Origin of the sequence: Corallococcus sp. NCSPR001 (assembly GCF_017309135.1) — a bacterium.
Classification (GTDB): domain Bacteria; phylum Myxococcota; class Myxococcia; order Myxococcales; family Myxococcaceae; genus Corallococcus.
Genome location: NZ_JAFIMS010000002.1, coordinates 7596935 through 7622662 on the forward strand (window position 1 = coordinate 7596935; position 25728 = coordinate 7622662).

General features: G+C 70.4%; 34 protein-coding genes. 11 read left to right on the forward strand and 23 right to left on the reverse strand.

Annotated features, from left to right (window positions below; translation table 11 throughout):
- Positions 1-34 precede the first annotated feature (34 nt).
- The 4 genes from JYJ93_RS32275 to JYJ93_RS32290 all read left to right on the forward strand — a co-directional run bounded on the left by JYJ93_RS32275 (position 35) and on the right by JYJ93_RS32290 (position 1382).
- Positions 35-253, forward strand: coding sequence for a hypothetical protein (locus JYJ93_RS32275; RefSeq protein WP_206798395.1), 219 nt, complete (start codon positions 35-37; stop codon positions 251-253).
- Positions 254-288: 35 nt separating this feature from the next.
- Complete coding sequence (locus JYJ93_RS32280; RefSeq protein ID WP_206798396.1) at positions 289-492, forward strand: hypothetical protein; 204 nt, start codon at positions 289-291, stop codon at positions 490-492.
- Positions 489-758: a hypothetical protein gene (locus JYJ93_RS32285; RefSeq protein ID WP_206798397.1), complete on the forward strand. Its 270-nt coding sequence runs from the start codon at positions 489-491 to the stop codon at positions 756-758. The genes JYJ93_RS32280 and JYJ93_RS32285 overlap by 4 nt, the downstream gene beginning before the upstream one ends.
- A 234-nt stretch (positions 759-992) precedes the next feature.
- Entirely contained in the window at positions 993-1382 is a 390-nt protein-coding gene (locus JYJ93_RS32290) for a hypothetical protein (protein WP_206798398.1), read from the forward strand.
- Positions 1383-1393: 11 nt separating this feature from the next.
- Here the strand turns inward: JYJ93_RS32290 and JYJ93_RS32295 are convergent, their stop codons facing one another.
- Positions 1394-1888 (reverse strand): MltR family transcriptional regulator, encoded by a 495-nt coding sequence (locus JYJ93_RS32295; RefSeq protein WP_206798399.1) that lies wholly within the window; start codon positions 1886-1888, stop codon positions 1394-1396.
- Positions 1889-2088: 200 nt separating this feature from the next.
- Between JYJ93_RS32295 and JYJ93_RS32300 the strand changes: the two genes are divergently transcribed.
- The 4 genes from JYJ93_RS32300 to JYJ93_RS32315 all read left to right on the forward strand — a co-directional run bounded on the left by JYJ93_RS32300 (position 2089) and on the right by JYJ93_RS32315 (position 3699).
- Entirely contained in the window at positions 2089-2544 is a 456-nt protein-coding gene (locus JYJ93_RS32300; protein WP_269013104.1) for an NlpC/P60 family protein, read from the forward strand.
- 60 nt (positions 2545-2604) lie between these two features.
- Positions 2605-2895 carry a hypothetical protein gene (locus JYJ93_RS32305; protein WP_206798400.1) on the forward strand — a complete coding sequence of 97 codons (291 nt, stop codon included), beginning with the start codon at positions 2605-2607 and terminating at the stop codon, positions 2893-2895.
- A 70-nt stretch (positions 2896-2965) separates the two neighbouring features.
- Complete coding sequence (locus tag JYJ93_RS32310; protein WP_206798401.1) at positions 2966-3487, forward strand: hypothetical protein; 522 nt, start codon at positions 2966-2968, stop codon at positions 3485-3487.
- Positions 3488-3504: 17 nt separating this feature from the next.
- Positions 3505-3699, forward strand: a complete 195-nt coding sequence (locus tag JYJ93_RS32315) for a hypothetical protein (protein WP_206798402.1) — start codon at positions 3505-3507, stop codon at positions 3697-3699.
- Between the two features lie 999 nt (positions 3700-4698).
- Here the strand turns inward: JYJ93_RS32315 and JYJ93_RS32320 are convergent.
- Complete coding sequence (locus tag JYJ93_RS32320) at positions 4699-5379, reverse strand: sigma factor (RefSeq protein ID WP_206798403.1); 681 nt, start codon at positions 5377-5379, stop codon at positions 4699-4701.
- Between the two features lie 83 nt (positions 5380-5462).
- Here JYJ93_RS32320 and JYJ93_RS32325 point away from each other — a divergent pair, with 83 nt between their 5' ends.
- On the forward strand, positions 5463-5756 hold the full coding sequence (locus tag JYJ93_RS32325; RefSeq protein WP_206798404.1) for a hypothetical protein: 294 nt from the start codon (positions 5463-5465) through the stop codon (positions 5754-5756).
- 22 nt (positions 5757-5778) lie between these two features.
- Here JYJ93_RS32325 and JYJ93_RS32330 read toward each other — a convergent pair whose 3' ends face one another.
- The 18 genes from JYJ93_RS32330 to JYJ93_RS32415 form a co-directional block, all read right to left on the reverse strand.
- Entirely contained in the window at positions 5779-6333 is a 555-nt protein-coding gene (locus tag JYJ93_RS32330) for a hypothetical protein (RefSeq protein ID WP_206798405.1), read from the reverse strand.
- Positions 6330-7016 carry an HNH endonuclease signature motif containing protein gene (locus JYJ93_RS32335; protein WP_206798406.1) on the reverse strand — a complete coding sequence of 229 codons (687 nt, stop codon included), beginning with the start codon at positions 7014-7016 and terminating at the stop codon, positions 6330-6332. The genes JYJ93_RS32330 and JYJ93_RS32335 overlap by 4 nt, the downstream gene beginning before the upstream one ends.
- 1 nt (position 7017) lies before the next feature.
- Entirely contained in the window at positions 7018-7386 is a 369-nt protein-coding gene (locus JYJ93_RS32340) for a hypothetical protein (protein ID WP_206798407.1), read from the reverse strand.
- Positions 7386-7853, reverse strand: coding sequence for a hypothetical protein (locus JYJ93_RS32345; protein ID WP_206798408.1), 468 nt, complete (start codon positions 7851-7853; stop codon positions 7386-7388). The genes JYJ93_RS32340 and JYJ93_RS32345 overlap by 1 nt, the downstream gene beginning before the upstream one ends.
- Positions 7850-8206 (reverse strand): helix-turn-helix domain-containing protein, encoded by a 357-nt coding sequence (locus tag JYJ93_RS32350; protein WP_206798409.1) that lies wholly within the window; start codon positions 8204-8206, stop codon positions 7850-7852. The genes JYJ93_RS32345 and JYJ93_RS32350 overlap by 4 nt, the downstream gene beginning before the upstream one ends.
- A complete protein-coding gene (locus tag JYJ93_RS32355) occupies positions 8203-9006 on the reverse strand; it encodes a hypothetical protein (RefSeq protein ID WP_206798410.1) in 804 nt (267 codons plus the stop codon). The genes JYJ93_RS32350 and JYJ93_RS32355 overlap by 4 nt, the downstream gene beginning before the upstream one ends.
- A complete protein-coding gene (locus JYJ93_RS32360; RefSeq protein WP_206798411.1) occupies positions 9003-9893 on the reverse strand; it encodes a hypothetical protein in 891 nt (296 codons plus the stop codon). The genes JYJ93_RS32355 and JYJ93_RS32360 overlap by 4 nt, the downstream gene beginning before the upstream one ends.
- A 4-nt stretch (positions 9894-9897) precedes the next feature.
- Positions 9898-10245, reverse strand: a complete 348-nt coding sequence (locus JYJ93_RS32365; protein ID WP_206798412.1) for a hypothetical protein — start codon at positions 10243-10245, stop codon at positions 9898-9900.
- Positions 10242-11057 carry a site-specific DNA-methyltransferase gene (locus tag JYJ93_RS32370; RefSeq protein ID WP_206798413.1) on the reverse strand — a complete coding sequence of 272 codons (816 nt, stop codon included), beginning with the start codon at positions 11055-11057 and terminating at the stop codon, positions 10242-10244. Before JYJ93_RS32370 ends, JYJ93_RS32365 begins: the two co-directional genes overlap by 4 nt.
- Positions 11054-12772 carry a DNA cytosine methyltransferase gene (locus JYJ93_RS32375; RefSeq protein ID WP_206798414.1) on the reverse strand — a complete coding sequence of 573 codons (1719 nt, stop codon included), beginning with the start codon at positions 12770-12772 and terminating at the stop codon, positions 11054-11056. The genes JYJ93_RS32370 and JYJ93_RS32375 overlap by 4 nt, the downstream gene beginning before the upstream one ends.
- Positions 12769-12993 carry a hypothetical protein gene (locus JYJ93_RS32380; RefSeq protein ID WP_206798415.1) on the reverse strand — a complete coding sequence of 75 codons (225 nt, stop codon included), beginning with the start codon at positions 12991-12993 and terminating at the stop codon, positions 12769-12771. The genes JYJ93_RS32375 and JYJ93_RS32380 overlap by 4 nt, the downstream gene beginning before the upstream one ends.
- Positions 12986-13303: a hypothetical protein gene (locus JYJ93_RS32385; RefSeq protein ID WP_206798416.1), complete on the reverse strand. Its 318-nt coding sequence runs from the start codon at positions 13301-13303 to the stop codon at positions 12986-12988. Before JYJ93_RS32385 ends, JYJ93_RS32380 begins: the two co-directional genes overlap by 8 nt.
- Positions 13300-14241, reverse strand: coding sequence for a hypothetical protein (locus JYJ93_RS32390; RefSeq protein WP_206798417.1), 942 nt, complete (start codon positions 14239-14241; stop codon positions 13300-13302). The genes JYJ93_RS32385 and JYJ93_RS32390 overlap by 4 nt, the downstream gene beginning before the upstream one ends.
- Positions 14238-14609 carry a hypothetical protein gene (locus tag JYJ93_RS32395; protein ID WP_206798418.1) on the reverse strand — a complete coding sequence of 124 codons (372 nt, stop codon included), beginning with the start codon at positions 14607-14609 and terminating at the stop codon, positions 14238-14240. The genes JYJ93_RS32390 and JYJ93_RS32395 overlap by 4 nt, the downstream gene beginning before the upstream one ends.
- Before the next feature lie 188 nt (positions 14610-14797).
- Positions 14798-15115: a hypothetical protein gene (locus JYJ93_RS32400; RefSeq protein ID WP_206798419.1), complete on the reverse strand. Its 318-nt coding sequence runs from the start codon at positions 15113-15115 to the stop codon at positions 14798-14800.
- Positions 15116-15149: 34 nt separating this feature from the next.
- Positions 15150-15620 (reverse strand): hypothetical protein, encoded by a 471-nt coding sequence (locus JYJ93_RS32405; RefSeq protein ID WP_206798420.1) that lies wholly within the window; start codon positions 15618-15620, stop codon positions 15150-15152.
- Entirely contained in the window at positions 15613-16374 is a 762-nt protein-coding gene (locus tag JYJ93_RS32410; RefSeq protein WP_206798421.1) for a hypothetical protein, read from the reverse strand. Before JYJ93_RS32410 ends, JYJ93_RS32405 begins: the two co-directional genes overlap by 8 nt.
- Entirely contained in the window at positions 16367-16555 is a 189-nt protein-coding gene (locus JYJ93_RS32415) for a hypothetical protein (protein ID WP_206798422.1), read from the reverse strand. Before JYJ93_RS32415 ends, JYJ93_RS32410 begins: the two co-directional genes overlap by 8 nt.
- Positions 16556-16826: 271 nt before the next feature.
- On the opposite strand from JYJ93_RS32415, the gene JYJ93_RS32420 reads away from it, so the two are divergent.
- Positions 16827-18167 (forward strand): amidohydrolase family protein, encoded by a 1341-nt coding sequence (locus tag JYJ93_RS32420; protein WP_206798423.1) that lies wholly within the window; start codon positions 16827-16829, stop codon positions 18165-18167.
- Between the two features lie 264 nt (positions 18168-18431).
- Here JYJ93_RS32420 and JYJ93_RS32425 read toward each other — a convergent pair whose 3' ends face one another.
- From JYJ93_RS32425 to JYJ93_RS32435, 3 genes are all read right to left on the reverse strand, one after another.
- On the reverse strand, positions 18432-20669 hold the full coding sequence (locus tag JYJ93_RS32425) for a kelch repeat-containing protein (RefSeq protein WP_330166775.1): 2238 nt from the start codon (positions 20667-20669) through the stop codon (positions 18432-18434).
- A gap of 188 nt (positions 20670-20857) precedes the next feature.
- Positions 20858-22306 (reverse strand): sigma-54 dependent transcriptional regulator, encoded by a 1449-nt coding sequence (locus JYJ93_RS32430; RefSeq protein ID WP_206798425.1) that lies wholly within the window; start codon positions 22304-22306, stop codon positions 20858-20860.
- Positions 22296-23792: a HAMP domain-containing sensor histidine kinase gene (locus JYJ93_RS32435; RefSeq protein ID WP_206798426.1), complete on the reverse strand. Its 1497-nt coding sequence runs from the start codon at positions 23790-23792 to the stop codon at positions 22296-22298. The genes JYJ93_RS32430 and JYJ93_RS32435 overlap by 11 nt, the downstream gene beginning before the upstream one ends.
- Positions 23793-23964: 172 nt before the next feature.
- On the opposite strand from JYJ93_RS32435, the gene JYJ93_RS32440 reads away from it, so the two are divergent.
- A complete protein-coding gene (locus JYJ93_RS32440; protein ID WP_206798427.1) occupies positions 23965-25725 on the forward strand; it encodes a SulP family inorganic anion transporter in 1761 nt (586 codons plus the stop codon).
- Positions 25726-25728: the final 3 nt, after the last annotated feature.

Genomic DNA, 25728 nt, shown 5'->3' on the forward strand with positions numbered 1-25728 from the left:
TCGGGCCGCCCTCGACTGCGCCAGCGTCAGGGGCATGGCACCGCCGCCCGAGCAGCCGAAGGACTGGGATGCGCTGGAGCGCATGGTGGAGGCGCGCGCCCGTCTCCCCGAGCCTTTGCTCTGCCCGCAGTGCTCATCGCCGGTGGAGGTGCAGTACGCCCTCAACCGGTTGCGTCCTGCCGCCTCCGTCCACTGCCGGGGCTGCCGCATCAAGACCATCGTCTGCGTCCTGCCCCTCGCCCCGACTCGGTGAGGTGGCACGGATGGCCTCCGCCCCTTCTCCCGGGCATGACCAACCACCCAGGCCGCATGACGGTGACGGACTATGAGGGGCGCGAGGTGGGCGCCCTGGAACCCGTGGCTCCGTGGCTCGATGGGCTCCTGTACGACAGCGGCATCCCCCAGGAGCGCGTCCAGGAGGCCGTGGGCCGCCTGCACCTCGGCTGGTTCGGATGGGACTCCGACGGCCGGGACGCGGAGTCCGCGCGATGAACGAGCGCCGCTTCCCCCTCCTCGTGATTCAGAAGGACCTCGACAACGGGATACCCAGGACCATCCCGTGGGCCCTGGCTGAGCGCGCATACGCCGAGTACTCCAGGCGCTACCGCACCACCGACCAGTCCCTGGGGCGGCTCGCGGAGCGTGGTGGGTTCGCGCCCGGCGAACTGGACATGTTCGTGCCCGGCGAACTGGACATGTTCGTGCCCGGCGAACTGGACATGTTCGTGCCCGGCTGGCGTGCGGAGCTGGGGCTGTGACGCCCTGTTCCTGCCCCCGCAAGCGCAAGGACCTGCCGTGCCCGATGCCTGGGTGCTCCGCGGGCGTGGTGCTCCCTCGCGGCTTCCACCGAGGCCCGGGCGGCAGACGATGGCGCCGCGAGCTCGTGCCCGGCCCGGCCGGAGAGGTGTCTCGGTGGGCGTGGACGCGCTGGACGCCCGCTGGGCCTCGCAGCCCACGTGCCCCAGGGTGAGGCGCCGCCCCTTCTGTGGGGCATGCCCCCCGTCAGCACCGAGTCCGCCGTCCTCATCCTGGCAGTAAGCCAGCTCCTGGTTCCGCTCCTCAACGGCCTGCTGTCGCGCCGGCAGACGAAGCACGAGTCCGCCGTGGACCAGGTGCCCCTGCTGGTGCAGTCGCTGGGCGCGGTGGCTCAGGACGTGCGCGACATCAAGACGGAGCTGCGCGTGGTGAATGAGCACAGCGCCATGCTGAAGGTGTTCGAACTGCGCCTCCGGGCCCTGGAGGACTGGATGGGCGCCGCGCGGCCGCAGCTGCACCAGGTGGTGAACCACGTCACGCTGCTGATGGGGGAGCGCACCTCCTGTCAGCTCCAGCACGCCGCCAACGTGGTGAACCCAAAGGATGTTGGCTCCAGTCGCCCATAGGTCATGCCTGTCTAGTTTTCCCCTCTGAGTACTCGTTCTTTTCGTTGTGAGTCGAGAAGCAAAGATGTGTGAATATTGGCTGCGAGAGAAATCATGCAGCTTATAAACCTATCTCTAAGCGAGGCTTTGGCGGCTGCCTTGGCGTGCTCTGGGTCGAGGGGCAAGGGTAGTTCCTTGAGCCGCTCTCTCACGCTGGGGGAGTTAAATGATGCCTCCTCTTTGATGTGTGCGAATTCATTTCTTGTTTTCCTGACTAGCTCTATGGCTCTGAATGTTTTCCTGGATATGAGCCCTAGAGCGAGGCAGGCCTTGGTGCGAGCAGAGAAAGTCCCAAGCGGCTTCTCGGTTTCGAGCAGGGCGTCGGCCAGCTTCGGATCATCAATGAAAAAAGCTCGGAGGACTTTCCCCAGCTCCTCGTCAATGTAAGCGGCGAAAACCAAGACGCAGCCACGATCTGTCTCTGTTGCGACTGATTTTGCGATTACGTCAAGGTCCTTGTTGGCCATTTCCAATATTGCTTCTCTGCTGTCGATGCGCCGGGGCTTTGCTTCGTTCTTGCTGGCCTTGGCAGGTCTATTCTTTTTCGCTGAGGTCATTGGTGGGGTTGGGATAGGCGTTGTGAGGCTGGGTATTTTATGTGCCTTCGCCCGACCAAGCCAGCGACACCCCTTCTCCGGTGGACACCTCGCAATCCCCGGAGCCTTTCGTGCCCATCATCACCTCGCAGCGCGCCGCCTTCCTCGCCCTCGTCCTCGCGCAGATGCACGCGCCCTACCGCTGGGGCGCGAAGGGTCAACGCGTGTCGGCGGACGGCCCGCGCCTCTTCGACTGCTCCGGCCTCGTGACGTGGGCCTTCAGCCAGGTGGGCGGGAAGGACTGGCGGGCGACGCACAACACGGACCGGCTGTGGGCGGAGTGCGCGCCGGTGGCGAGCGTGGCGTACCTGCAGCCCGGCGACCTGGTGCTGTACGGCAAGGCCGGGGACCCGGACCACGTCATGGTGCACGTGGGCGCGGGCGTGGTGGTGGGCGCGTCCGGCGGCGGCAGCAAGACGCTCACGCTGGAGGACGCGGAACGCGCGGACGCGAAGGTGAAGGCCTTCACTCACGTGACGTACCGGCCCGACCTGCTGGGCTTCCGGCGCCTGCCCTTCGTCTCCTGACGCGGCGCGTGCGCCCTTTCCTTCTGGTGCAGTCCAACCCCGTTGTTCACGGAGCAGTCCATGACCACGCCGTCCGATGCCTCGACCTCCACTCCTGCCGCCCCTCCTAGCGATGACGCGCTCCAGTACTTCAGCTACGACCACCTGCCCAACACGCAGCTCCGCGCGGTGAGCAAGGCGTTCTCCGATCTGGCGCACGCGCTCTCCCTGGGCGACAACGCGCCGGAGGCGGGCAACGTCACGCTGGGCGGCCCGGTGCCGCGATGTCCGCAGCGCACCCTGGCCCTGAACCACCTGCTGTCGGCCAAGGACGCCGCCGTGCGCGCCTGCCTCCCCCCGAAGAGGAAGTAGGCCCGCGCCCCCGCGCGTCTAGGGCGCCCCTTCTTCGTGGTGCAGCTCAACCCCCAACGGGAGCAACACCATGAAGAAGCGTCTCACCCTGGCCGCGTGCCTCGCGGTCGTCCTCGCCGCGCCGTCCGCGCTCGCCGCGGAGACCACCACCTCCGTCGGCACCAGCATCCTCATCGGACTGCTGTCCAGCCCGGAGGTGCTCGGCCTGCTCGCGACCGGCATCGTCACCGGCATCGTCGCGCTGGTCCGCGCGTGGAAGAAGGACAAGGCCGAGGACTACCTGAAGACGTTCGCCCGTGCCGTCGAGCTGGCCTACTTCGCCGTGAACGACCTCAAGAGCCGCACGGCGACGACGCTGGATAACAAGGCTGCGGTGGCGCTGGAGTACTTCCGCGACGCGCTCGCGGCGAAGGGCTACACGAGCACCCTGGATGCGGAACGCGAGGCGGTGGCCCTGTGGAAGTCGATGCACGGGCAGGAGAAGACGGCCGAGAAGCTCGCGTCCCTGGGCGCGGGTTCTGTCGGCGCTAGCGCGGCCCTCGACGCTATCAGGACGGCGGCGGTCCCTTCGATGCCCCGCGGCGTGAAGTAGCCGCGGGGCTGTCGCGAGTGCTGAGCGATGTGCCGGTGCGGACCGGCTACCTGGAGGCCCAGGTCGGAATGTCGTCGCTCACGGGCGCGTACGCGCGGCTCGAAGGCGGTGCGAGGCTCCGGCAGAACCTGGGCATCTTCGCCTTCACCGAAACCAACCAGCGCGAGCGGATGGCCGGCGCGGGCATCCGGTACACGTTCGGCCTGAAGTAGAGCGGCCCGCCCGGGAATCATCCTGGGCGGGCCGACCTTTCGCCGCTTTCTCTCCGCGCTGGGGTCAGGCACATCATTCGCCCGCCCCAGGGTGGGCGCGGCAAACACACAATGCGCCCGTCAGCTCCAGGGCGCACCATGCACAACTGCCACCAGCACATGCCTCGCTCGCGGTCCTCGCGCTGAATGCGGACCAGCACTGCCATACCGGTCACGGCTCAGCCGGGCTCGACTACTTGTCCCAGTGGATCTTGAGGAGGCTGTAGACGAGGTGGAGCACCGCAGCGGTCGTACCGACCCCCTTGATGAGCCACATCTTCACCATTGGGTCGCCCATGGACGCACCCTTCCCTTTCTGCTGGGAGAGCGCTTCGACACGACGGGTGTGAGTCGTGGGGTGCCGAAGCGTCTCAGCCGGCAACGATGATTCGTTTTCCTGCGATCGCACTGCATTCCGTTCCTTGTTTTGCTCTCCCATTCGCTCCTTTTGCCGCACGTTCTGCCGCGCGCTTGATTTGCACCACTAGACGCGCGACTATTACTTCGTGAGTCGTGGGGTGCCGAAGCGCCTCCGCGGGATTAGGCGTCCACCCTGCCAGGTGGGCGCCTTTTCTTTTGGGCTTGCCTCGGCGTCCGCGACTGAAGCCACGCTACGAGTGGTCACCCTATGTGTCAACGACACCCCCGCCGTAAACCCTGTGCAGAGGCAGGATCGATCTTTGCAATCTATGATCACTCAGGGACAGTGTTTCTCGGCGCCTCTTTCGTGAATTTACAAGCCTCGTTAAGGGCCTTCAGCAACACCCTTTTCGTGGGGTCATCCAAGCCCTTGAATTCACGCGGGGATGCCCGGCGCGGGCGGGGAGCATCGGGTAGAGGGTGTTGGGGCGGATGCCCATATCCGCGTGCATGGAGTCGACCTCCTCCATCGGGCCGCGCTGCCGTGCCGCTGGCGCCGCCAGAGGAGCTCAAGCTGCTCCCGCGAACTGCGGGCCACGGCTACGACTCCCCGCGGACTTCGGCGGCCCAGGACTCGAAGGCGGCCCCGGCCTTCTTCAGCGCCACATCCATCGCCTGGCGCGACACCCCGTAGCGCTCCGCGAGCAGTGCTACAGGAGTGTTGTCCTGCTGCCGCTCCAGGAAGGCGCGCGCGGCGATGCGGGACGCCTCCTCGCGGCTGCCCTTGCGGCACATGCGTCTCACCACCTCGCGCCGGGCAGCGCGCATCAGCCACGCCCCGTGGAGCGCGGCATCGAGGCGCTCCTCCAGGGGGACGTCCGCCTCTGCGGCCGGGAACTGTTCCTGCCAGTCCACGGCATCCCCGTCCGGCCCGGTGACGACCGTGGTGTTGATGGAGGCGACGCGCAGGCGGTCGAAGCCGTCCGTCCCTGAGACCGGAACTGCGTAGACGCTCCGGGCGAAGTACCGCTGCAGCGCCGCGCGCACCCACCACGAGGCCACGGTGACGAACGGTGCGCGGGCGGGCTCCCACCGGCGGGCGGCCACCACGAGCCCGAGCCACGCCGCCGCCAGCAGATCCTCCCCATGGGCGGCGAGCCCGGCGTGCCGCCGCTGGTAGCGGGACGCGAGGCCCCGCGCGTACGGCATCCACTGGAGCACCAGCGCCTGGCGCTCCGCGGTGAGGGGCCCGTCGGGCCGCTGTTGAGCTGAGCAGGCCATGGCGTCACCAGGAAGGGAGGCCGGCAGGAAGGTGGCCTCCCTTGGCCGGGAGGCGCACCCCGTGAACGCGGCATACCTCCCCGATGGAAATGCCCGACTCGCTGAAGCGCTCCATCACCTCCGCCGTGGAATGGCCGGCGCGCAGCATGTCCGCGGCGATGCGGTACCTGCGCGCCCGTGCCTCCTCCTCGGTCATTCCCTCCGGCCGGCAGTACTCGCGCTCGGCCAGGGTGACGTCCGTCTGCCGTCCCTGGCCGTTCGGCACGCGCCGCGCCGAGAGGCCTCGCCTGGACGCAGCCGCCGCGCACCTACGGCTGCACCACTTCGGCGGCCCGCCGCGCTTCCCCCGGGTGTCCGGCACTGGGTTGCCGCAGTGACACACCCTGACCTCCCTGCACGTCATGGCTCCTCCTTCGCTGGGTAGCTGGCGGGCTTCGCCAGGGACTTCCAGTCCTTCTGGGTGGACTTCGGGGGCCGGGACACCCCTTCAGACTTCGCGCGTGGCGGCCGTGGCGGGCCCGCCATCGGTTCGGACGGGCCAGGGCCAGGGGTTGGGAGCCCCGGCGCGTCCTGCGTGGCGCCAGCGGCCTCGGGCAGGGCCTGCCACGTGGGCCCCGCCGCTGCCCTGGGAGCCTTGCCTGGGCGCCTCTCTGCGCGGACGTCGAGGGCCGTCCGCACCACCTCGCCGCGGGTCGCCGCCAGCGCTTCCTCGGGCGAGGTGACGATGGCGACGGCCAGTCCCGCCGCGCGGAGCCGGGCGTGGAGTTCCACCTGCGCGGGCATCATCCGGCCCCGCTTCGCTGCCTTCACCTCCAGCAGCAGCACCTGCCCGCGGCGGACACAGACGAGGTCGGGGAAGCCGGTGGCGTTGACGCGCTCCACGGTCCACCCGGCGAGGCGGAGCGCCTGGACGATGGGCTTCTCATTGGCGTCACGACGGCAGGCGTGTCTCACGAGGACACCGCCGTGGGCTTCCAGTTCTTCCGCGTCCAGGGCCCACCCTGGTTCCGTCCGCGCCCCTTCCGGTCCTTGTCGTCGACGTTGTCCTGCATCGTCCCCAGCGCCAGGTGGGCCGGGTTGCAGCAGGGCGGGTTGTCGCAGGCGAGGTGGCGAACGATGAGCCCCTCTGGCACCGGCCCGTGCGTGAGCTCCCAGGCCAGCCGTGACGCGCGAACCGTCTTGTCCCCGATGCGGAACGCCCCGTATCCCCCGCTCTTGAGCCGCGCGCCCTGCCACTCCCAGCAGCCGCTGGCGTTCGTCCTATCGACCTTCGCCCAGAACCGGTCCGCCATTGAGGGGCGCGGAGCCCGAGGCGTCGGCGCGGGCTTGGGCGCGCGTCTGGAAACCCGATAGTTGGCCGCGCAGGACCGCGAGCAGAACTCGGCGGCCGCGCTCCGCGGCCGGAAGGGCTCGCCGCACCGGCGGCACTCGGCCGACCGCGCCGGGTGAGCGCACCGGAAACAGCCGCGCGTGTCCGAGCGCCGCAGGTTCGACTCCAGCGAGACCCGCTCGGTCCCGCAGTCGCAGCGGACGCGGACAGCAGGCTTCTCGTCCACGTGCAGCGCCGTCTCCGTCACGGTCCACTTCGCGAAGCGCTCGCCCACCTTCGGCAGGGGATGTTTGCGATTACAGGACATGTCACGCCCCCAGCACCGGGATGCCCCCGGGGAGTCCAGTGTGGATGGTGAGCCCGCGGAGTTCGGCCACACGGCGGAGGACCTGCTCCGAGCAGTCGAAGCGCTCGCGCAGCGCCGCCAGAGGCACGCCCTCGGCGATGACGCGGGCGATGCGCTCCTCACGGCGCCGCTCGCTCGCCTCGACGTCGACCCCGTCCAGCGGCACGTTGTACCGCTCGCCCGGGTCCTCCGGGTCGTAGGACTTCGCTATCCCCTGCCGCTTCGCCTTCTGGGTGCAGGAGCGGCTGCACCACCGCGCGCGCGAGTGACGACTCCGAAACACCGTGCCGCAGTGGCACGTCAGCGTCTTCTCCATCTTGCACAGCGGCATCACCGCACCTCCTCAAGCAGCCGCCCGTCGGCGGCGAGAATCAGCACCCGGCCCGGCCACCCCTCAGCCCGGCAGAGTTCGACCATGTGCCGCGTGCCGCGCCCCATCTCCGGATCCGTGTGCGCGGCCACCCAGCCCACGCGGTGGCCCTGGGCGGCGAGCGCGCGCAGCGCGTCCCGCATCGCCTCGTTGCGCAGCGGGCCCGCTCGGTGTCCCTGGCACTTCCAGTCCGCGGGGTAGCGCGACACCGCCAGGACGTCGAACCAGGGCCACTCGACGGCGGCGGCCACTTCCCACAGCCGGTCCGCACCGAAGGCCTCGGGCTCGTCCACCTTGCGCGGGTCCCCGGCGCCGTGGATGAGTCCCATCCCCGGGTGTCCCGCGAAGCGCCGCATGTACGCGCGCAACACCGGGAGGTGGCCCAGGTGGAGGCCGCTGCTGCCGCAGGCCAGGAGGACGGAGTTCAAGACGCCCTCCCCTGTCCGGTGTCCCGGTACACGTAGACGCTCGCGTGCTTCTGGCAGTACCCGTGCTTGCTGGCGCACCGGCGCCCGCACCCGGGCTCCGCGCAGGGCCCGTGGAAGGCAAGGCGCTGCGACGGCACGTAGGGCCCGGGGCCGCGGCCCTTCCGCGCGCGGGACAGCCACTGGCTGATGGTGTCCTCGGACACGCTCATGTCCCGGGCAACCTCGCGGACGGACTCTCCGCGCGCCACCCGAGCCATCGCCCGCGTGCGCAGCTCGCGGAACTCCTCCGCGGTGGTGGCGCCACGCCGGGGGAAGCGCACGCGCTCTTCGGGCCGCTTCGGCTTGCAGCTCACGGCGCACCGTCCTTGCCAGTTCGCAGGTCCCGGGTGCCGCAGTCGCGCAGGGCGTACGTCCCCCGGCGGCACATGCGCGACACCACGCGCTCCCCCGCCCAGGCGCGGAAGGCGCTCGGCGCGCCGTCGACGGCGTGGATGGACAGGTTGGTGGTGTAGCCCGTCACAAGCCCGGGCCGGTCGCGGCGGTCGGCGAGTTCCTCCAGCAACTCCCGGTGGCGAGCGCCGAGCGTCTCCCCAGGCATGCCGCCCAGGTCGTCCAGCACGAGGACGCGCACCGTGCACGCGCGGTGGTACAGCGCCCGGTCCTCGGCGAGGTAGTCGCTGACGCGCTTGAGCTGCGTCCAGCGAAGGAAGAGGCCCGCGCTGTAGTCCCACTCCGTCAGGCGCTGGCCGGTGCGCGTCTCCACCCGCGTCGCCGCGCGGAAGAGTTCGCACGCGCCCACCGTCTTCCCGGCCCCAGTGAAGCCGGACAGCACGACGGTGCGCAGTTGCTCCTTCAGCGCCTGGCGGGCCGTCTCCAGCGCGGGCGTCGGCAGCGGTGGCTTCCCGGTGAGGGCCGCCACCGCCTCCACCGGGGCGCCGCACAGGCGGAGGTGCATGGGCCACGTCTGCGCCTGGGCGGACTCGTGGGCCTCGCGCTCCGCGGCTTCGCGCTCCTTCCACTCGCGCTCGAGCGCGGCCAACTCCTCAGGGGTGCGCTTCCGTGGGTTGGAGAGCGCGCCGCGCAGCAGTTCCGCCAGACGCGGGGCGCCCCAGCGCGAGGGCGCGGTCTCGATGATTTCTCCAGGCGTCTTCACAGGGTCTCCACGGGGCCTTCGCGGTAGTCGTCACGGTTGAGGGAGCGGGCGGGGGGCTTCCCGGGCGGGGACCCGGAGCGCTCAGGCGGCGCCGTCGCGTGGTCGTTCCAGAAGCGCACCAGGTCGCCCCACTTCGAGCAGCGTCCGTACCCGGTGACGGCGATGCCGATGCGCCACCGTCGGCGAATCTCCGCGGGGGCGCCCTTGGCGAGGAGCTCGCGCATTGCCGCCGGGTCCGCGCGGTCCCGCCGGTACTCGGCCCCGCGCAGCGCCTGGAAGTCGGCGTCGAGCAGGTCCCCCAGCGGCGGCTCCGTGCTGGGCGGGGGCTCGTGGGGCAGCAGTTCCTGTTGAGACTCTCCGCCTTCCTCCGGCTGGGCGGACGGTGGGGGCGTGTAGCCGTCCTCGCTGCGAACCGTCAGCGGGAGGCCTTCCGGCGGAGCCGGGAAACCATCTCCATTCCCACAACCATCTCCATCTCCATTCCCAACAACCACCGGTACTCGACGGGATGCATCCACACCCTGCCGTGGCCGTTCACGGCTTGCCGTGTTTGTTCCCGGCTCCGGCGGTGGGGGGAGGCCGAAGGACGTCTCCTTGGGGTGGGGGCGCTGGTGTTTCTTGAAGTTCCGGACGGCGATGCAGTGCTTCCCGTCTGCCTCGTACCGCTGGATGAAGTGCCCGCGCTCCAACTCGGTCAGCAGCCCTTGAACATCCGCCTCGTGGTAGGGGAAGACGCTGGCCTTGAGCCGCGCCGGCCGGTCCTCAAGGCGCCCGTCGCGGTCAGCCAGAGTCCAGAGCCCGATGAAGAGCAGGCGCGCCAGCGGGGAGAGCGCGGCCAGGTCCTCGTCCATGAAGAAGTCCGGCTTGATGCAGCGAATCCTGGCCATGGCGTCAATCCTTGCTGGCGTGCTGCTGCGGAAAACAGGCTCGCCCGACACCCGTCAGGTGACGCAGGTGAGCCATGAAGGGCTTGGGGATGAGGACGACGGTGACGAGAGTGAGGCGCGGCAGGGGCGCGAAGACGAACACCTGCCGCCCGCGCACGAGCGGCAGGCTCCCCGGGTGCAGCCGCGCCTCCTGCTCCAGCCAGGTGCGCAGCGGCCCGGGGCAGTCCTGCAGCGGCGTCCCGTGCCGGTAGACGTGGGCGGCCCGGGCGAGCAGTCGCTCCTGGTTGAGTTGGAGCCGCTCCGCGCCGCGACGGACGGCATGCGCCGTCAGGTGAAGGTACAGGCAGGTCATGGCACCGCTCCGGCGAAGAGCCCCATCTGCCCAGCGCGGGCTGCGCTCAGCGAGAGGCCCTGCGCCTCTGCCGCCAGCCAGCCCCGGGCCGCTTCGGCGTAGTGGGCCTGCATCTCGACGCCCAGGTAGCGGCGGCCCAGGCGGAGGCAGGCAACGCCCAGGCTGCCGCTGCCGGCGAAGGGGTCCAGGATGAGCTCGCCCGGCTCGGTGAACTGGGTCACCAGCTCCAGCCACAGGGACACGGGCGTCTGGGTGGTGTGGATCCGCTGCCCAGTCGCGATGGGATGCGTCCAGACGGCATGGAGCCCGCCACCATTCCAGCGCAGGCGCTCCCCGCGGACGTGCGCCACCTCGAAGGCTTCGTGACCGACGGCGGGCCGGTCCCCGGACAACTGGGGCTGGGCGCCCAGTTTGTGCCAGACGCCGACGCGGACGTGGCGGGCGCCCGCGCGCTCCAGTTCCGCCTGCCACGCGGCCTGGCCTTCGGCGTCGCACTTCACCAGCAGCCACCGCCGGGCCACCCGGGAGAGGTGCACGCCGCACAGGCGGCGCAGCTCCGGGGTGAGGGCGTCGAACCCCAGGGGCGCGAACGCGACGCGGTGGGTGCCCGTCGCGGAGTTCTTGCTGCCGGAGCCGAGCTTCATCCGCCGCTGCAGGCTGTGAACCGCAGGCGAGTACGGCGGATCCGTCAGGACGTGAGCCACCGCGCGCCGGGGCAGACGGGGGAGGACGTCCTCGGCGCGGCCATGGATGAGCGCCCAGTCCGCGCGCCCGGAGAGGACATCGTCGATGGCGGGGCGCGGGCAACTCATGCGGCCTCCAGTTCCTGGAAGCTGTCGCCCAGGTTCGCGCGCACCACAGCCTCGGCCGCCTCGGGGCAGACACTGTTCCCGATGAGGCGCACCTTCGCGGCCTTCGACGTCGCGGCGCTCAGGTCGTACGTCGCGGCGAAGCGGCCGAACTGCGCGCGGAGAAGTTCCTCCGGTTCGAGCATCCTCATGCCGATGTCCACAATCTGGTGCTCGACGCCCGCGACCGTGACGAGGCCCATCCGCGCCTTGGCGGTGATGGTGCGCAGGGGCCGGTCCACGCGCTGGCCCGAGGTGGCATCGTCGCCGTAGTAGCTGGTGAGGAACGCCCGGACCTCAGCCACGTGGATGCCCCCCGCCGTGATGGTGGGCAGCGACTCTGTGACCGACCGGGCCCCGGGCTGTCCCTCGCCCGTGCCACGGAAGTGAGCGAGCGTCACCGCCGCCAGAGCGTGATGGTCCTGGGCGGTGACGGTGTCGAGGGGACGCCCGTCGAAAGGGACGCCCACGACGCCCCCGTAGTGCTTCGACAGGAACGCGCTGACGAGGGCGTGCTTCTGGCCGTCGGCCACCACGGTGCCCAGCGGCTGATGCAGGTCCAGGTAGCGGGCGCGCTGGCCGGGGCGCTCGCCGTACCCCGTCTGCACCAGCGTCGGGGCCACGACGGCATGGCGGTTCTCTGTCGTCACGGTCGGCAGCGGCGCATCGGCGGACGTCATCCCCGCGCTGGACGTGCCGTGGTCGATGGTGACCATGGTCGGTACCACCAGGGCGTGTCCCCGGCGCTGCGCGGTAACCGTCGACAGCGGCGCGTCGATGGGCTCGCCGCGCGACGCCTCGCCCCCGTGGTTGACCTTGATGATGGAGGGCACCACCAGGGCGCGGTCATTCTTCGCGGTGATGGTCCCCACCGGAGCGCCGACGGGCGTCGGCGGCGTCTGGCCCGCGCGCCCACCGCACCCGACGATGAAGGGCTCCGGGTTCTCCAGCACGAAACGGCGCAGGCCCTCCGCGATGCGCCAGAGCGTCTTCTCCGCGAGCGGCTTCTTCCTCTCGAAGATGCTCGGGCACGGGAGGCTCCAGTCGATGCAGTCGGCGGCGGTGCGCAGCGGCAGCTTCCCCGGGCCGTGCGTCGGCTCCGGCCAGCGGACGGGCTGCCCGTCGCAGCGAGCCACCAGGAAGAGGCGGCGGCGCTTCGTGGGGGCGCCATAGAGCGACGCGTCCAGGACGCGGAAGTCCACCGTGTAGCCCATGAGCTCCAGGACGCCGCGCCACTGCTCGAACGTCTCGCCCATGCGCGCCTTGTCCGGGCGGCCGTCCTCTCCGAGCGGGCCCCACGTGCGGAACTCGGCCACGTTCTCGATGAAGATGCAGCGCGGGCGCACGTCGCGCGCCCAGTCGATGACCACCCACGCCAGGCTCCGGATGCCCTTCTCACGGGGCGTCCCGCCCTTCGCGACGCTGAAGTGTGTGCAGTCCGGGCTGGCCCAGAGAACGTCCACCGGACGCCCGCCGGTGGCCTCGCGCGGCGGCACGTCCCAGATGTCCGCGGTGAGGTGCTTCGTGCGCGGGTGGTTGGCGGCATGGACCGCGAGCGCGGTGGCGCTGTGGTTGATGGCCACGTCCACGTCGCGCCCGAGCGCCGCCTCGATGCCAGTGGAGGCCCCTCCCCCGCCAGCGAACAGGTCCACGACGAGGCCTCGGCAGTTGCGCTTCATGGACGGCTCCGGGTGCAGCGGGTGTTGTCGACGACGAGCCGCAGGCGCGGCGCGGAAAGGGTGGACTCGGGCTGGGGACGGCGACGCCAGACGCGCCGCCAGAAGGCGGAGACGCAGGCGGCGTAGGCGCCCGTGATGGGCCACCACCACACGGAGCCGCGCACCACGTACGCGGCGACGAAGAGCGCCACCGCGGCGATGACGAGGGCGGCGTCACGCATGGCTCGCCCCCGCCTGCTGCTGGGCCTGCCGACGCGCGACGGCGTCCTGGCCCGCTTCGGTGAGGCGCAGTGTGCGCGCGAGACCCGGCTCCCAGGTGAGGCAGTGCTTCCGGGCGAGGGCCTCCAGGTGGTCGGCGACGGTGTTGGAGGAACCCCAGCCGAAGTGCGCGCGGATGTCCTTGTTGCTGGGCGCGAAGCCCTTCGCCTTCGAGTAGCTCGCGATGAAGATGAGGACGTCCTCCTGGCGCTCGGTGAGGACGATGAGCGGGGCGCCGCCACGGGGCGCGCGCGGGGGCATGGGGCAGCTCATCGCGAGTCCTCCTTCGTGGTGGAGGGGGCCTCGGCGGTGCTCCACTCCGCGCGCTCGGAAGCGGGGGCGATGGTGGGGGCGGACCGGAAGGCGAGGCAGGCCCGCGCCGCGCGCGCCCACTTCCCCAGGTCCGACGCGATGGACGGCATGAGGTTGGCGAAGTCCCCGTGATAGGGGGCGCGCATGCCCGTCTTGGGCCCACGATGGTTGGCGACGGCAGCCTCGGCGGTGGTGGCGAAGTCCAACGCGAAGGCCCGAGCCGCGTCGCGCTCCAGGAGGTTGTCCCGGTGCCGTTCGCACTCGTCCTGAATCAGCCCCTCCAGGTGCGTCACCCGGGCCTGAAGGGTGGCCACCATGCCGAGCAGGTCCTTCACGTCCTGCCAGGAGGACTCCATGAAGACGGCATCCGGGGCGGAGATGCCGGCGACGTCGTCCCGGTAGTCCACCTCGTAGGTGACCAGCTTCGAGGCTTCGACCATCAGGCCGCCGGGCGGGGGCTGGAAGCGCGGCTGCGCGCTGCGCATCCCCATCCGCACGAAGTTCATGACGAAGCGCCGCCCTCGGTTGACGGTCGCGAGGTAGAGGCGGTTGAGGTTCGCGCTCCGGCCCGGCCGCGAGACGTAGCCGAACCACTTCCACGGCCCCTCCGTCGCAGCGGCGTGCCGAGCGCGGATGGCCTCCAGCTTCTCCGTGTCGGGCGTGTTGACGACGGACTCCAACTCCGCGATGCGCGCCTGGAGCGCGGGCACCGACTGGAGGACGGACTGGAGCGCCCGGGCGTCGTCCTCGCTCATTCCCTCCTTCGCGCGGAAGGTGACGAGCACCTCGCCGTGCGCCGTCGGCACGCCGAAGCCGTACTCGTGGGGGCCATGCTCGCTGAACCAGCGCAGCCCCGTGCGCCACGCCTGGGCCGCCGTCTTCGTGTTGGACGCGCTCACCGGGCACCGCCCTTCACGACGGCGTGAATCTGGATGTCGAGCCCCGCCAGCACCTGGCCCGTGGGCGTGCCGTCGAAGGCCTCGGCCGCGCCGCGCACCAGGGCCTGCACGGTGGAGAGCTGCTGCCGGAGGGACTCCAGCTTGCGCTCGTGATTGATGGCGTCCGTCGACAGCGCAGAGGCGCAGTCAATGGCGGTGACGAGCCGTGCGGCCACCTTCTGGTCGACGACCATCACGAGGTTCGTGCGGCTGGCGATGTGCTTCAGCTGCATCTTCAGGCCGACGTGGTCGAGCGAAAGCTCGTTGGGCACTGCCGTCCGTTCGCTGGTGCTGCGCGGCGCCGCGCGGGCGCCCCTCTTCGTCGACATGGCACGTCTCCCTCGCGCTTCCGCGCGGCCCTGTGACGGGCGGGTGTGGAGACCCGGCTGCGCTACTGCTGCGCTCGCGCGGGGGACTGCGTGCCGTGCTCCAGCTGCCGGAGCAGAGGGACCGCCCGGAGGCGGGTGCTGCCGTCAGGCCCTCAGCGGGCCGAGGCGCGTGCTGTTGGTGCTGCGTTCTACGGAATGCGCCAGGTGCGGTCGACCAACTCGCCAGCGCCGCCCATCGCCACGTTCTCCACGCGCTCCCAGTAGCCGTCGGCGTTGAGGACGGCGAGGTTCACGCTGCCCGTCTCGGCGTTGATGACCTTGGCGACCTTCGCGGCCAGAGGGGTCGCCAGGGCCTGCTCGGACGTGACGCTGCCCGTGCCGTCGGTGAGGTGGCGATAAACCTCGCTCGTGTGGAAGTAGACGTCCAGGCCGACGCGCAGGTCGGGGACGCGCAAGGGGTTGGGCGCCTGGGGCGCGGTGTCGGTGCTGCTGCTGCTGGTCGTCATGGCTCTCCCTTTCGTGGTTGGACTGCTGGTGCTGCTACTTCGCGGCCTTCTGGGCCTTGCGGCACTCCGGGGAGCAGTTCCGCCAGTCCTCGCCACCGTTCCCGCACGCCTGGATGTGACCGTCGTCCATGATGGCGGGCGTCGTCTCGGCGGGCGTGCCATTGGGCAGCCCGTACACGTTCGTCGGCTTGCCGGAACCGGAGCCGCTGCTCTTCCTGTGGAACTGCCGGACGACGATGGCGCCGCTGGCCTTGAGCCCGTTCGAGACCGCGCCGACGGACAGGCCGGTGGCCTCCTGGAGCTGCTCGTAGGTCATCGGGCCGCGCCCCTTCAGTGCGTCGCGAACCAGGGCGCCGACGCGCTGGTGGGGCGGAGGCTTCGGCGTCCAGCCGACCGCCTTCAGGACCACGGCGGCAGCCCGCTCGAACTCGGCGACGGTGATGCCTCCGGGGAACGCAGCCTGAAGCAACTCGGAGGCGCGGGTCGTGTCGCCGGTGCTATCCATGGCGCACCTCCACCCGGCGCATCTCGATTCGCCACACCCACGGGTTGGCGTCCCAGGACTCGGCCCCGTTGATGGAGCGCCAGAGCGTCTCGAAGGACTTGCGCGCGGACAGGACGCCAGCGCAGCCGCCTTCGCGCACGCACTTCGGCTCGTAGCACTGCCAGTACTCCGCATCCCCCTGGAACGGGTCGTCGACTGGCATCACGCCCTCCGCCTTCGCATCCTCCTCGGTGATGTCTTGCAGGCGCTCGGCGCGGACGGACACCACCTCCAGCGTCAGGCGCGAGGCCCAGCGCGGCATGTGGATGGAGGGGCGGTACCGGAAACCACGGTCCTCGACAGGCTCCGACTGCTCGCCGTACGTCGCAGCGTGGAGGACCTGCCAACCCGAGCCGGGGTCCTTCTTCGGAATCTTGCGCGTCCAGTCGGACCAGTCCTCCACGTAGCGGCCCGACTCGTCGGTGTGCGGGAAGGCCAGCGCCCACGTCTCGCGCACCCAGAGCCGGTCCCCGGGTTGGCCGAGGGGGCTTCGGCGGTTCAGTTCGCGGGCCCAGGGACGCCCATCGAGGCCCTGGCCAAAGCACGCACCCTTCCAGCAGAGGTTCCCCATCCGGTCGATGGTGGGCTGCGGCTTCATCAGGCGCCGGGTGATCGTCTTCCGGCCGTCGAGCAGCGCGCGGACCATCGGCCCGGAGAAGAGGATGGGGCGCTCGCGGACGGCGGGCGCGGAGGCGGCGCGGGCCGGGCTACCCATTGCGCACCCCCATGCTCTTGACGCCCATGAGGTCCAGGCAGTGGGAGCAGCGCGTCCACGGGAAGGGGCCGTGCCCAGCTTCGTCGTGGAGGGCCTCGACGAGCTTCTCCAGGTCGGCCGTCGCCTTGAAGGCGGCGAGCTTCGCCTCCTCCTTCCGCTGGCGGCCGGAGCCCGCCGCCATCACGCCCAGGGACTGCCGGATGACGACGCCCGGGAGGGGCTGGGTGGGCGTAACAGCGTCGCTACGCTCAGTCGGCGCGGGCTGGCGCGCGTCGGCGCGGACCAGCGCGAGGCGCTGAGATTCCGAGGGGTTATGCGCCAACTCGGTGCGGTCCGGCGCTTGACGTACGGGTTCAAGTCCCGTACTCCTCGCCACTAGAGAGGCCCGGAACCGAAAGGTTCCGGGCCTTTCGCTTTTCTGGCCGCCACGTCTGTCCCCCAGGAGCCATGCCTTGTCCTCCTGTTCTCGACGCCTGTTGGCGCCTGTCGTTGGCGCGCTCCTCCTGTGCTGCGTGTCCCTGCCGTCATGGGGCCAGCCGCCCTCCCCTGCGGCGCCCCCGCGCATCGCCCTCCGCGCCGCCAGGCTCTTCGACGGGAAGAGTGAGCGGCTCCTCCCGGATGCGGTCGTGCTCATCGAAGGCTCGCGCATCCAGGCCATGGGCACCGGCCTCGCCATCCCTGATGGGACGCGGATCATCGACCTCGGCGACGTCACCCTGCTGCCCGGGCTGATTGACGCGCACTCGCACCTGCTGCTGGACGTCGACCCGGAGAACGGAAGCGACAGTCTCATCACCCCCGTCGCCCAGAGCAGCACCGCCGAGCGCGCGCTCCTGGGCGCGAAGCTGGGCCGCGAGATGCTGGAGGCGGGTGTGACCACGGTGCGCGACGTCGGCAACTCGGGGGTCAACGGCGACGTGGCGCTGCGCAATGCCATCCAGCGGGGTTGGGTGCAGGGCCCGCGCATCTCCGCCTGCACCCGCGCGCTCGCGCCCCAGGGCGGTCAGTTCCCCACGCTCCAACCTCCGGCGCAGTCCCTCATCGAGCAGGAGTACGTCACCGTCTCCGGTGTGGAGGAGGCCCGGCGCGCAGTGCGGCAGGCGCTCATGGACGGCGCGGACTGCATCAAGGTCATCGTCGACAACGGGCACAACCTCCTCTCCCTGGAGGAGCTGCGGGTCATCGTCGAGGAGGCCCACCGCAAGAAGCGCCCGGTGGCAATGCACACCACCACCGAGGAAAGCATCCGCATCGCGGTCCAGGCGGGCGCCGACTCCATCGAGCATGGGTATTCCCTCCCTGACGACGTGCTGGCGCCCATGGTCCGCCATCGCATCTTCCTGGTGCCGACGGACGGCCCGATGGACACGTGTGACACCTTCGATACCTGGGCCGGGAACGTGGAGCGTCAGCGCCAGATGAAGGAGCGCTGCAGGAAGGCCATGACCAGGGCCCAGGAGCGTCTCCGCCGCGCGGTGGCCGCCGGTGTGCGGATCGCCGCCGGCTCGGACATGTACTTCGCGATGCCAGGGTTGACGCGCGGCCAGGCCAGCGTGAGGGTGTTCATCGCCTACGCCGAGGCGGGCCTCAAACCCGTGGACATCCTGCGTGCCGCGACCGTGAACGCGGCGGAGCTGCTGCGCATGCAGGACCAGGTGGGCTCGCTCGGGCCGAACAAGCTCGCGGACCTGCTCGCGGTGGAAGGGAATCCGCTCAAGGACATCCGGGCGCTGAGGCAGGTGCGGTTCGTGATGAAGGACGGACAGGTGGTCCTGGACGCCCGAGTTCGCTGACAAGGCCCTTGGAATGCATCACCTCCCCTTCGCGGGCTGTCAGGGTCCGCACCTGGAGGCAAGGGACAGGCAACCCGGCTGGGATTGCGATTCAGGTCCACCGCGGAGGGCAAGGGGGGACTGGCGGGCTGTTCTCCCACGCGCAGGCTGAGCGTCGTCGCAGCCATCCGGCGGCATGGCACCGGCTGTGATTGCCATCACGTGGCTTCGCTGCGTGCATATCCCCTGTGTGGCGAGGGTGCTGCATCCCGAAAGACAAGACGCTCAGGGGAGGTACAACTCCACCGTCGGGACCGAACCTCCCGTGACGAGGACCGTGCCGTTGGGCAGCAGCGTCGCCACGTGGCCATAGCGAGGTTGGGCCATGGAGCCGGTAGGGCTCCAGGTCCCCGACACCGGGTCGTATAGCCTCGCCGTCGCGAGTGAGAAGATCTCCAACTCGAAGATTTCGAGCGCTCCCCCAGCGACGAGCACCTTGCCGCTGGTCAGCAGCGTTGCCGTATAGAAGACGCGCCCTCCCATGGGGGCCGTCAGGGTCCAGGTGCCCGCGGCCGGGTCGTACAACTCCGCTGCCCCCACGACCAGATCGACCAGGGGATCATACCCCCCCGCGGCGAGCACCTTGCCGTTGGGCAGGAGCGTCAGCGGGGGACCGCCGGGGAAAACGGCGGGTGAGCCGGTGGTGCTCCAGGTATCCGAGACCGGATCGTACAATTGCGACCCGCCTCTCGGCGCGAAGAGGACCTTGCCATCAAGCAGCAGCGTCTCTGAATCACCCACGAATCCAAGCGGAGCGCTGGCGAGGCTCCAGGAGTCCGAGGCCGGGTCGTACAACTGTGCCGTTGTTCCTCCCGCGACGAGCACCTTGCCAGTGGGAAGCAGCGTCGCTGAACTGGGGCTTGATGCAAGCAGGGAGCTTGCGGGACTCCAGGTGCCAGCGGCCGGATCGTACAGCTCCGCTGTCGCGAGGAAGCCGTTGGCGTCACGTCCTCCCACGACGAGCACCTTGCCGTTGGGAAGCAGCGTCGCCAGGTGGCCCGAGCGAGGTTGCGACATGGAGCCGGTCGGGCTCCAGGAGCCCGAGTCCGGGTCATACACCTCCGCCGTCGCGAGGAATCCCCCACTGAAGCCCCCCGCGGCGAGGACCAGGCCATTGGGCAGCAGCGTCGCCGTATGACCGCTGCGGGGTTGGATCATGGAGCCGGTAGCAACCCAGACGCCCGAGGCGGTGCAGGTGGGCAGCCCCGTCACCTCGAAGCTCCGGACGTCCGTCAGGTTGAAGGCATTCGTGACGGTGACGGTGACGGTCGGGGGCGTTCCGGCACTGACACAGCCGGGGGCAGTCCACGTGATGCGGCTGCGGGAGTCATCGCTCGCAGGGGTCCCGAGCACGCCGGCAGTGGCCTGCCAGGAGAACGTGAGCGCGGAGCCCTCCGGGTCGCTGGCCACCACCTCGTACGTGATCACCTGCCCTGGAGTCGCCGTGTCTGACGAGCGATAGGAGCGGATGATGACAGGAGGAAAGTGATTGGCCGGGGGAGTGTCGCGGACGCACAGGGCGACGGTGCCCATGTTCACTCCACCGCGCCCATCCGAAACGGTGACCGTCAGGCGGCAGTTGTTACAGCCACCGGGGGGCAAGGACGACGGAGTGAACCGGGCTGAACTGGAGGAGGCATTGATCCAGGTCCCAGCACAGGATGCGCTCCAGGCATAGGAGAGGCTGTCGCCATCCGGGTCGGAAGCACAGACGGAGACAGCGGTCGGCTGTCCCACAACGAGCTGCGTGGGGGTGGCAATGACAGAATCAACCCGGGGTGAGCTGTTGAAGAAGAGAGACACCCGCGCCTCCCCTTCTTGCCCTTCCGGACTGACATTGACCTCCAGGACGATGATGGAGGACAGGCCACGCGAGTCCGTGACCGTGAACGTCAGGGTTTGAATGCCCGTGGACAGCGGCGCCGTCCACGAAGTGGAGGCGGCGGAGGGCGAGGAGAAGGTCCCTGCGGTGGCACTCCAGGCAAAGGAGAGCGTGTCGCCCGGATTGGGGTCATGCGCCGTGGCCACCAGGGAGAGGGAGCCGCCAGCGGGCACGGAGGTGGAAGAGGCCACCAGGGCGTCGATGAGCGGGGCCTCGTTGTCGAAGGGCGGTGGAGGGTTCGTCTCCTGGAGGGTGATGGCAACGAGGGTCGTCTGGTCCGCGGAGATGGTGATGCCGGAGGCCGAGCCCTCGAAGAGCACTGTGCCCGAGGCGTCGAAGGCCCGCGCCACGAAGGAGCGGTCGGGGCCCACGGGAATGTTGCCGATGACGCCGCCCCACACCCCGTCGGTGGGGGCAAGGTCCACGGTGACCGGGGGGATGTCCGGGCCGCTCGAGGTGACGGTGACGCGGGAGATGCCGGACGCGAGCGCCTGGCGGATGGAGACGGCGAACCGGGCCGAGCCCGTGTCGGAGGAAGAGTCAGCGCAGCCGGCGAGCAATGCCAGACTGAGCGCCAGCACAACGGACCTGGATATCTTTTTCATGAGGTGCCGGGGGTAGCGGCAAGCAGCTGGCACGACCCTGTGCAGCGTCACTCGCCCTGAAAAACCTGGCACGGAGAATCAAGGATGGCAGGCGGCGCTGACCATTGCACCAATAGGTGGGAGCAATGGCTCGCAGCGCACGCAGTCCAGCACCACGGCCCGGCTCAGCGCGTGGGCCCGCCCTCGGGGGTCCCCTTGAAGTCAGCGGCGGACAGTCCGTGCCGCTTGAGCAGGTCGTAGAAGTCGCTCCGGTTGCGCCCGGCCATGCGGGCCGCGGCACTGACACTGCCATTGCTGCGGCGCATGGCCTCCGCGAGGTAGGCGCGCTCGAAGGCATCGCGGGCTTCGCGCAGGGAGGGCAGGTCCGCGGTCCCGGCGGGAACGCCTGGCAGCTGCGCGCTCTCGGCGGCGGGGGGCCGCTCCAGCGCCTGACCCAGGCGAGGCACATGGCGCGGTTGAAGCTCGTCCGCGCCGGCCAGGAGCACCGCAGCCTCCATCTCGTGGATGAGCTCCCGGACGTTGCCAGGCCAGCCATAGCGCTGCATCAGCTCCACCGTCGCGGGCGCCAGACGCGGCGGACGCAGGCCGTAGCGGTTCGCCGTGCGCTCCAGGAAGAGCTGCGCCAGCAGGGGGATGTCCTCGAGCCGCTCGCGTAGGGGCGGCAGCTCGATGGGCACCACGTGCAGCCGGAAGTAGAGGTCCTGACGGAAGCGCTTCGCGGCCACCTCCTCCGCGAGGTCCCGGTTGGTGGCGGCGACCACCCGCACGTCCACGGGCTCCTCCACGTCCGCTCCCACGCGCGTGAGCCGCTGCTCCTGCAGCACGCGCAGGAGCTTCACCTGCACGGACGGAGACGCCTCGCCGATTTCATCCAGGAACAATGTGCCGCCATTGGCCGCGCCGAACAGGCCTTCGCGCTCGCGCACCGCCCCGGAGAACGCGCCCTTCACGTGGCCAAACAGCTCGCTCTCCAGCAGCTCGGGCGGAAGGGCGCCGCAGTTGACGGCGACGAAGCGCTCCTTGCCGCGCCGCGAGAGCACGTGGATCATCCGCGCCGCCAGCTCCTTGCCGGTGCCACTCTCGCCGGTGAGCAGGACGGTGGCGTCGGTGGGGGCGATGCGGGCAATCACCTCGCGCACGCGCGAAATGGCCTCGCTGATGCCCAGGAGCAGGGGCTCGCCCTCCTCCCCCATGCGGCGCCGCAGCTCGGCCACCTCCCGGCGCAGCAGCGAGCGCTCGAGCGCGTGCGTGAGCTTCTGCATCAGCTCATGGTCGTGGAACGGCTTGGTGAGAAAGCCGTAGGCCCCTTCCTGCATGGCCTGCACCGCGGTCTCGATGGAGCCGTGCGCGGTGAGCATGATAACGGACAGCTCGGGCGCACGCTGCCGCGCGGCCCGGAGCACGTCCATGCCATCCATGTCCTCCAGGCGCAGGTCGAGCACCATCGCGTCCACGCGCTCCTGCGACAGCCTGCGCAAGGCGCTCTTGCCCTCGCCCTCCACCGTCACGCGGTAGCCGCGGGAGGTCATCCGCATGGACATCAGCTCCGCGAGCTGGAGGTCATCGTCCACCAGGAGCACGTGGGGCTGCTGGATGGGGGGCTCAGGCGTCAAGACGGGCTCCAGGGGACGCGGGGTCTTCAAGGGGAATCCAGAAGGTGAAGGTGGCACCGGGCCCGGAGGTCTCCGCGAGCGACAGCTCACCTCCGTGCGCGGTGATCATCTCGCGCGCGATGGTCAGGCCCAGCCCCGTGCTGCGGCGCCCGCCGACCTCAAGGCTCGCGAAGGGCCGGAAGATCCACTCGCGCGCATGCGCGGGCACACCCGGCCCCTGGTCCGCGACGGACAGCTGGACCGCGGGCACGGAGCTGGCGGCGCCGGAGCGCTTGCGGCTCACCAGCTCACACGAGATGCGCACCGTCTTGCCCGCGCTGGAGACAGCGATGGCGTTGCTCACCAGGTTGGACAGGGCACGCTCGACCAACGGATCATCGATGGGCGCACGCACGGGCTTCGCGGCGGGTTCGTACACCAGCTGGACCTTGCGCTCGTCCGCTTCGAAGGCGAGGTCCCGAAGGACGTTCTCGACAATCTGGTCCACCGAGGCGCCGGCATTGCGCTGCAGCGGTTGGCCGGACTGCACGCGCGACAAATCCAACACGGAGGTCACCATGCGGATTTCGCGCTCGCACGCGGCCTGCGCGAGCTTCACCACGCGGGCCTGCTGCGGTGTCAGCGGGCCCGTGCTGCCATCGCCCAGGAGCGAGAGGGCCTCGCGCACCCGGGCCAGCGGCGTGCGCAGGTCATGGGACACCGAGGCCACGAACGCGCTCTTGAGCTGATCCAGCTCCGCCAGGCGCCCGCGCATGCGGTCCAGGTCCAGCGAGAGCGCCCGCAGCTCCTCGGGCCCTCGCAGCGGGGGCAGCGGGCTGAAGTCCCCCTGGCCGATGCGGCGCGCATGCGTGGAGAGCAGCGCCACCGAGTTCGACACCGCGCGCGCCTGCGACAAGGCGAGCGCGCCCGCGGCGAGGATGCCCAGCAGGCCGAAGAGCCCGCCCGAGCGCAGCGCCGCCGAGCCAATGGACCGCGCCTGGTCTTCCTTCGCCTGGATGGCCAGACGCATGTCCCGCGTGCGCTCGGACCACACCGTGGTGAGGACCTCATCCAGATGCAGCCGCCGCTCCCTCAGGGGAAACGACAGCATCGACTCACAGGTGCCGGCCTGCTCCAGTTGCAGGGCGTACTGCACATAGTCCTGGGCGCTCGCCCGGAAGCCCGCGTCGAGCTGCTCCGAGCCGGCGCCGAGCGCGGCCTGGAGGTCCTGTCGAGCATTCGCGACAGCGAGGTGCACGGCGGCCGCGCTGCTCTCGTGCTGCTCACAGGCCACCACGCCGCGCCGCACCGCCAGCTCGAGCGCCCAGGCCGCGACGTACACCCGCTGTTCCCGCTCGAAGGCCGCGAGCTCCTCCTGCCCCACGCTCGCCACCACCTCGTGGGTGTGCATGAGGCCCAGGGCCATCTGGGAGAACGCCGCCACCAGCAGCGCGGTGACCACCGCGTAGGACAACAGGAGCCGGGCACGCAGTCGGAGCACCAACATGGCGCGCAATCTAGCGCGCGTCCGTGCGCGCGGCCCGTCAGTTCGCACGCCGTCTGTCGGTCCCGACAGTGTCGGTCCGGACCGACAGGACGCTTGCTGGGAGGGACCGACAGCGGGGCCCGCCTCCCTCTGGGAAGGCGTCTGGCACGGCATCTGAAAGACGCCGTCCTCCATGTCTTCGACCGCTCTCTCCAAGCGACACTTCTCGACCCGGCGTACGGGCGAGCTTCTCCAAAGCTGGCGCGAGATGGTGCAGCCCAGCAGCCTGCCAGCCGATGCGGCCGCCGGCCTGAGCGTGGCGTGTGTGGCCCTCCCGCTCAATGTCGCGCTCGCGACCGCCGCGGGACTTCCCGCGAGCGTGGGCCTCGTCTCCGGCGTGGTGGCTGGCGTCGTGGGCGGGCTGCTCAGCGGCAGCCGCTACCAGGTCACGGGCCCCGAGGCGGCGCTGCTGCCCATGGCCGCGGCCATCGTGGCGATGCACGGGGCCGTGGGCCTCGCCATCGCCACGGTGCTCGCGGGCGCCATGCAGGTGGCGTTGGGGCTCGTGCGCGCCGGGCGGTTCGCGCGGCTCATCCCCCGGCCGGTGGTGATGGGCTTCACGGTGGGCATCGGGCTCCTGCTGCTCAACACGCAGCTGCCGCGGCTGTTCGCGGTGGAGGACACGCACGCGAACGCCGTGGCGCTCGTGATGCAGCGCACGTGGGGCGCGCACGTGGGCTGGCTCGGGGTCGCGGCCGGAGCGCTCACGGCGCTGGCCATGGTGACCCTGCCCAAGGTGCACAAGCGCATCCCCGCGGTCCTCGTCGGGCTGACGATTGGCACCGTGCTGATGGTCTCGCTCGGGGCGGGCTACGACGCGGTGGGCGCCCTGCCGCGCTCGCTGCCCATGCCGACGCTGCCGTCCTTCGAGGGCGTGAACTTCGCGGCGCTCCTGCCGGCGGCCATCGGCCTCGCGCTGCTGGCGTCGCTCGGCTCGCTGCTCGCGACGAGCTCGCTCGACACGCTCACCGGTGCGCGCACCCACAGTGACCTGGACCAGGACCTCATCGCGCAGGGCCTGTCCAACATGGCGGCCGGCGTGTTCGGCGGCTTCCCGGTGATGGGCGCCATCGTGCGCGCCAGCGCGTCCATTCAAGCGGGTGCGCGCACCCGCGCTGCTTCCGTTCTGCACGCCCTGTGGCTCTTCGTGGCCATGGCGCTGCTCGCGCCGCTGGTGGCGCGCATCCCCATTGCCGCACTCACCGCCATCCTGCTGGTCGTGGGGGTGCGCCTGCTCAATCTGGAGGGCCTTGTTGCCATGTGGAATCAGTCCAAGTCGACGTTGGGCGTGGTGCTCGTCACCGCGCTGGGGATCGCCATGTTCAACGTGTTTGTCGGCATCGGGGCCGGGCTCGCGCTGGCCAGCCTCCTCTACGTGCGGCGCCATGGCGCCCTGCGGCTGGAGGTGCAGCGGGTGGCGGATGCGTCGCAACTGCAGCGCGGTCTGCACATGCAGAGCCCTGAAGCGCCCACGCCCACGGAGGCGCTGGACCTCATGGTGGCGCGCGTGGACGGGCCCATCCTGTTCATCAACCACCTGAAGCTCTACGACCTCGTCGAAGGTCCGCCCTGGGCGAAGCTGGTGGTCGTCGACCTGTCGCGGGTGTCGCTCGTGGACGCCGCGGGTGTGGCGACGCTCCAGTACCTGGCGGAGTTCCTCGCCGTGCGCAGCTCGCACCTGGCCCTGGTGAAGGTGCCGCCCCATCTGGAGGCCGCGCTCGAGCCGCTCGCGCAGTTCCTGCTCGAGAAGCGGATGCACGGCTCGCTCGAGGGTGCGCTCCTGGGTGCGGGCCTCATGCAGCCCGCGCCCCTGGAGGAGCCTGTCGCCCACCCCGCGCACGTGTACAGCGCCGCGCAGGGCAGCGGGCTCGCGCTCGAGGGGCAGGCCCGCTAGTTC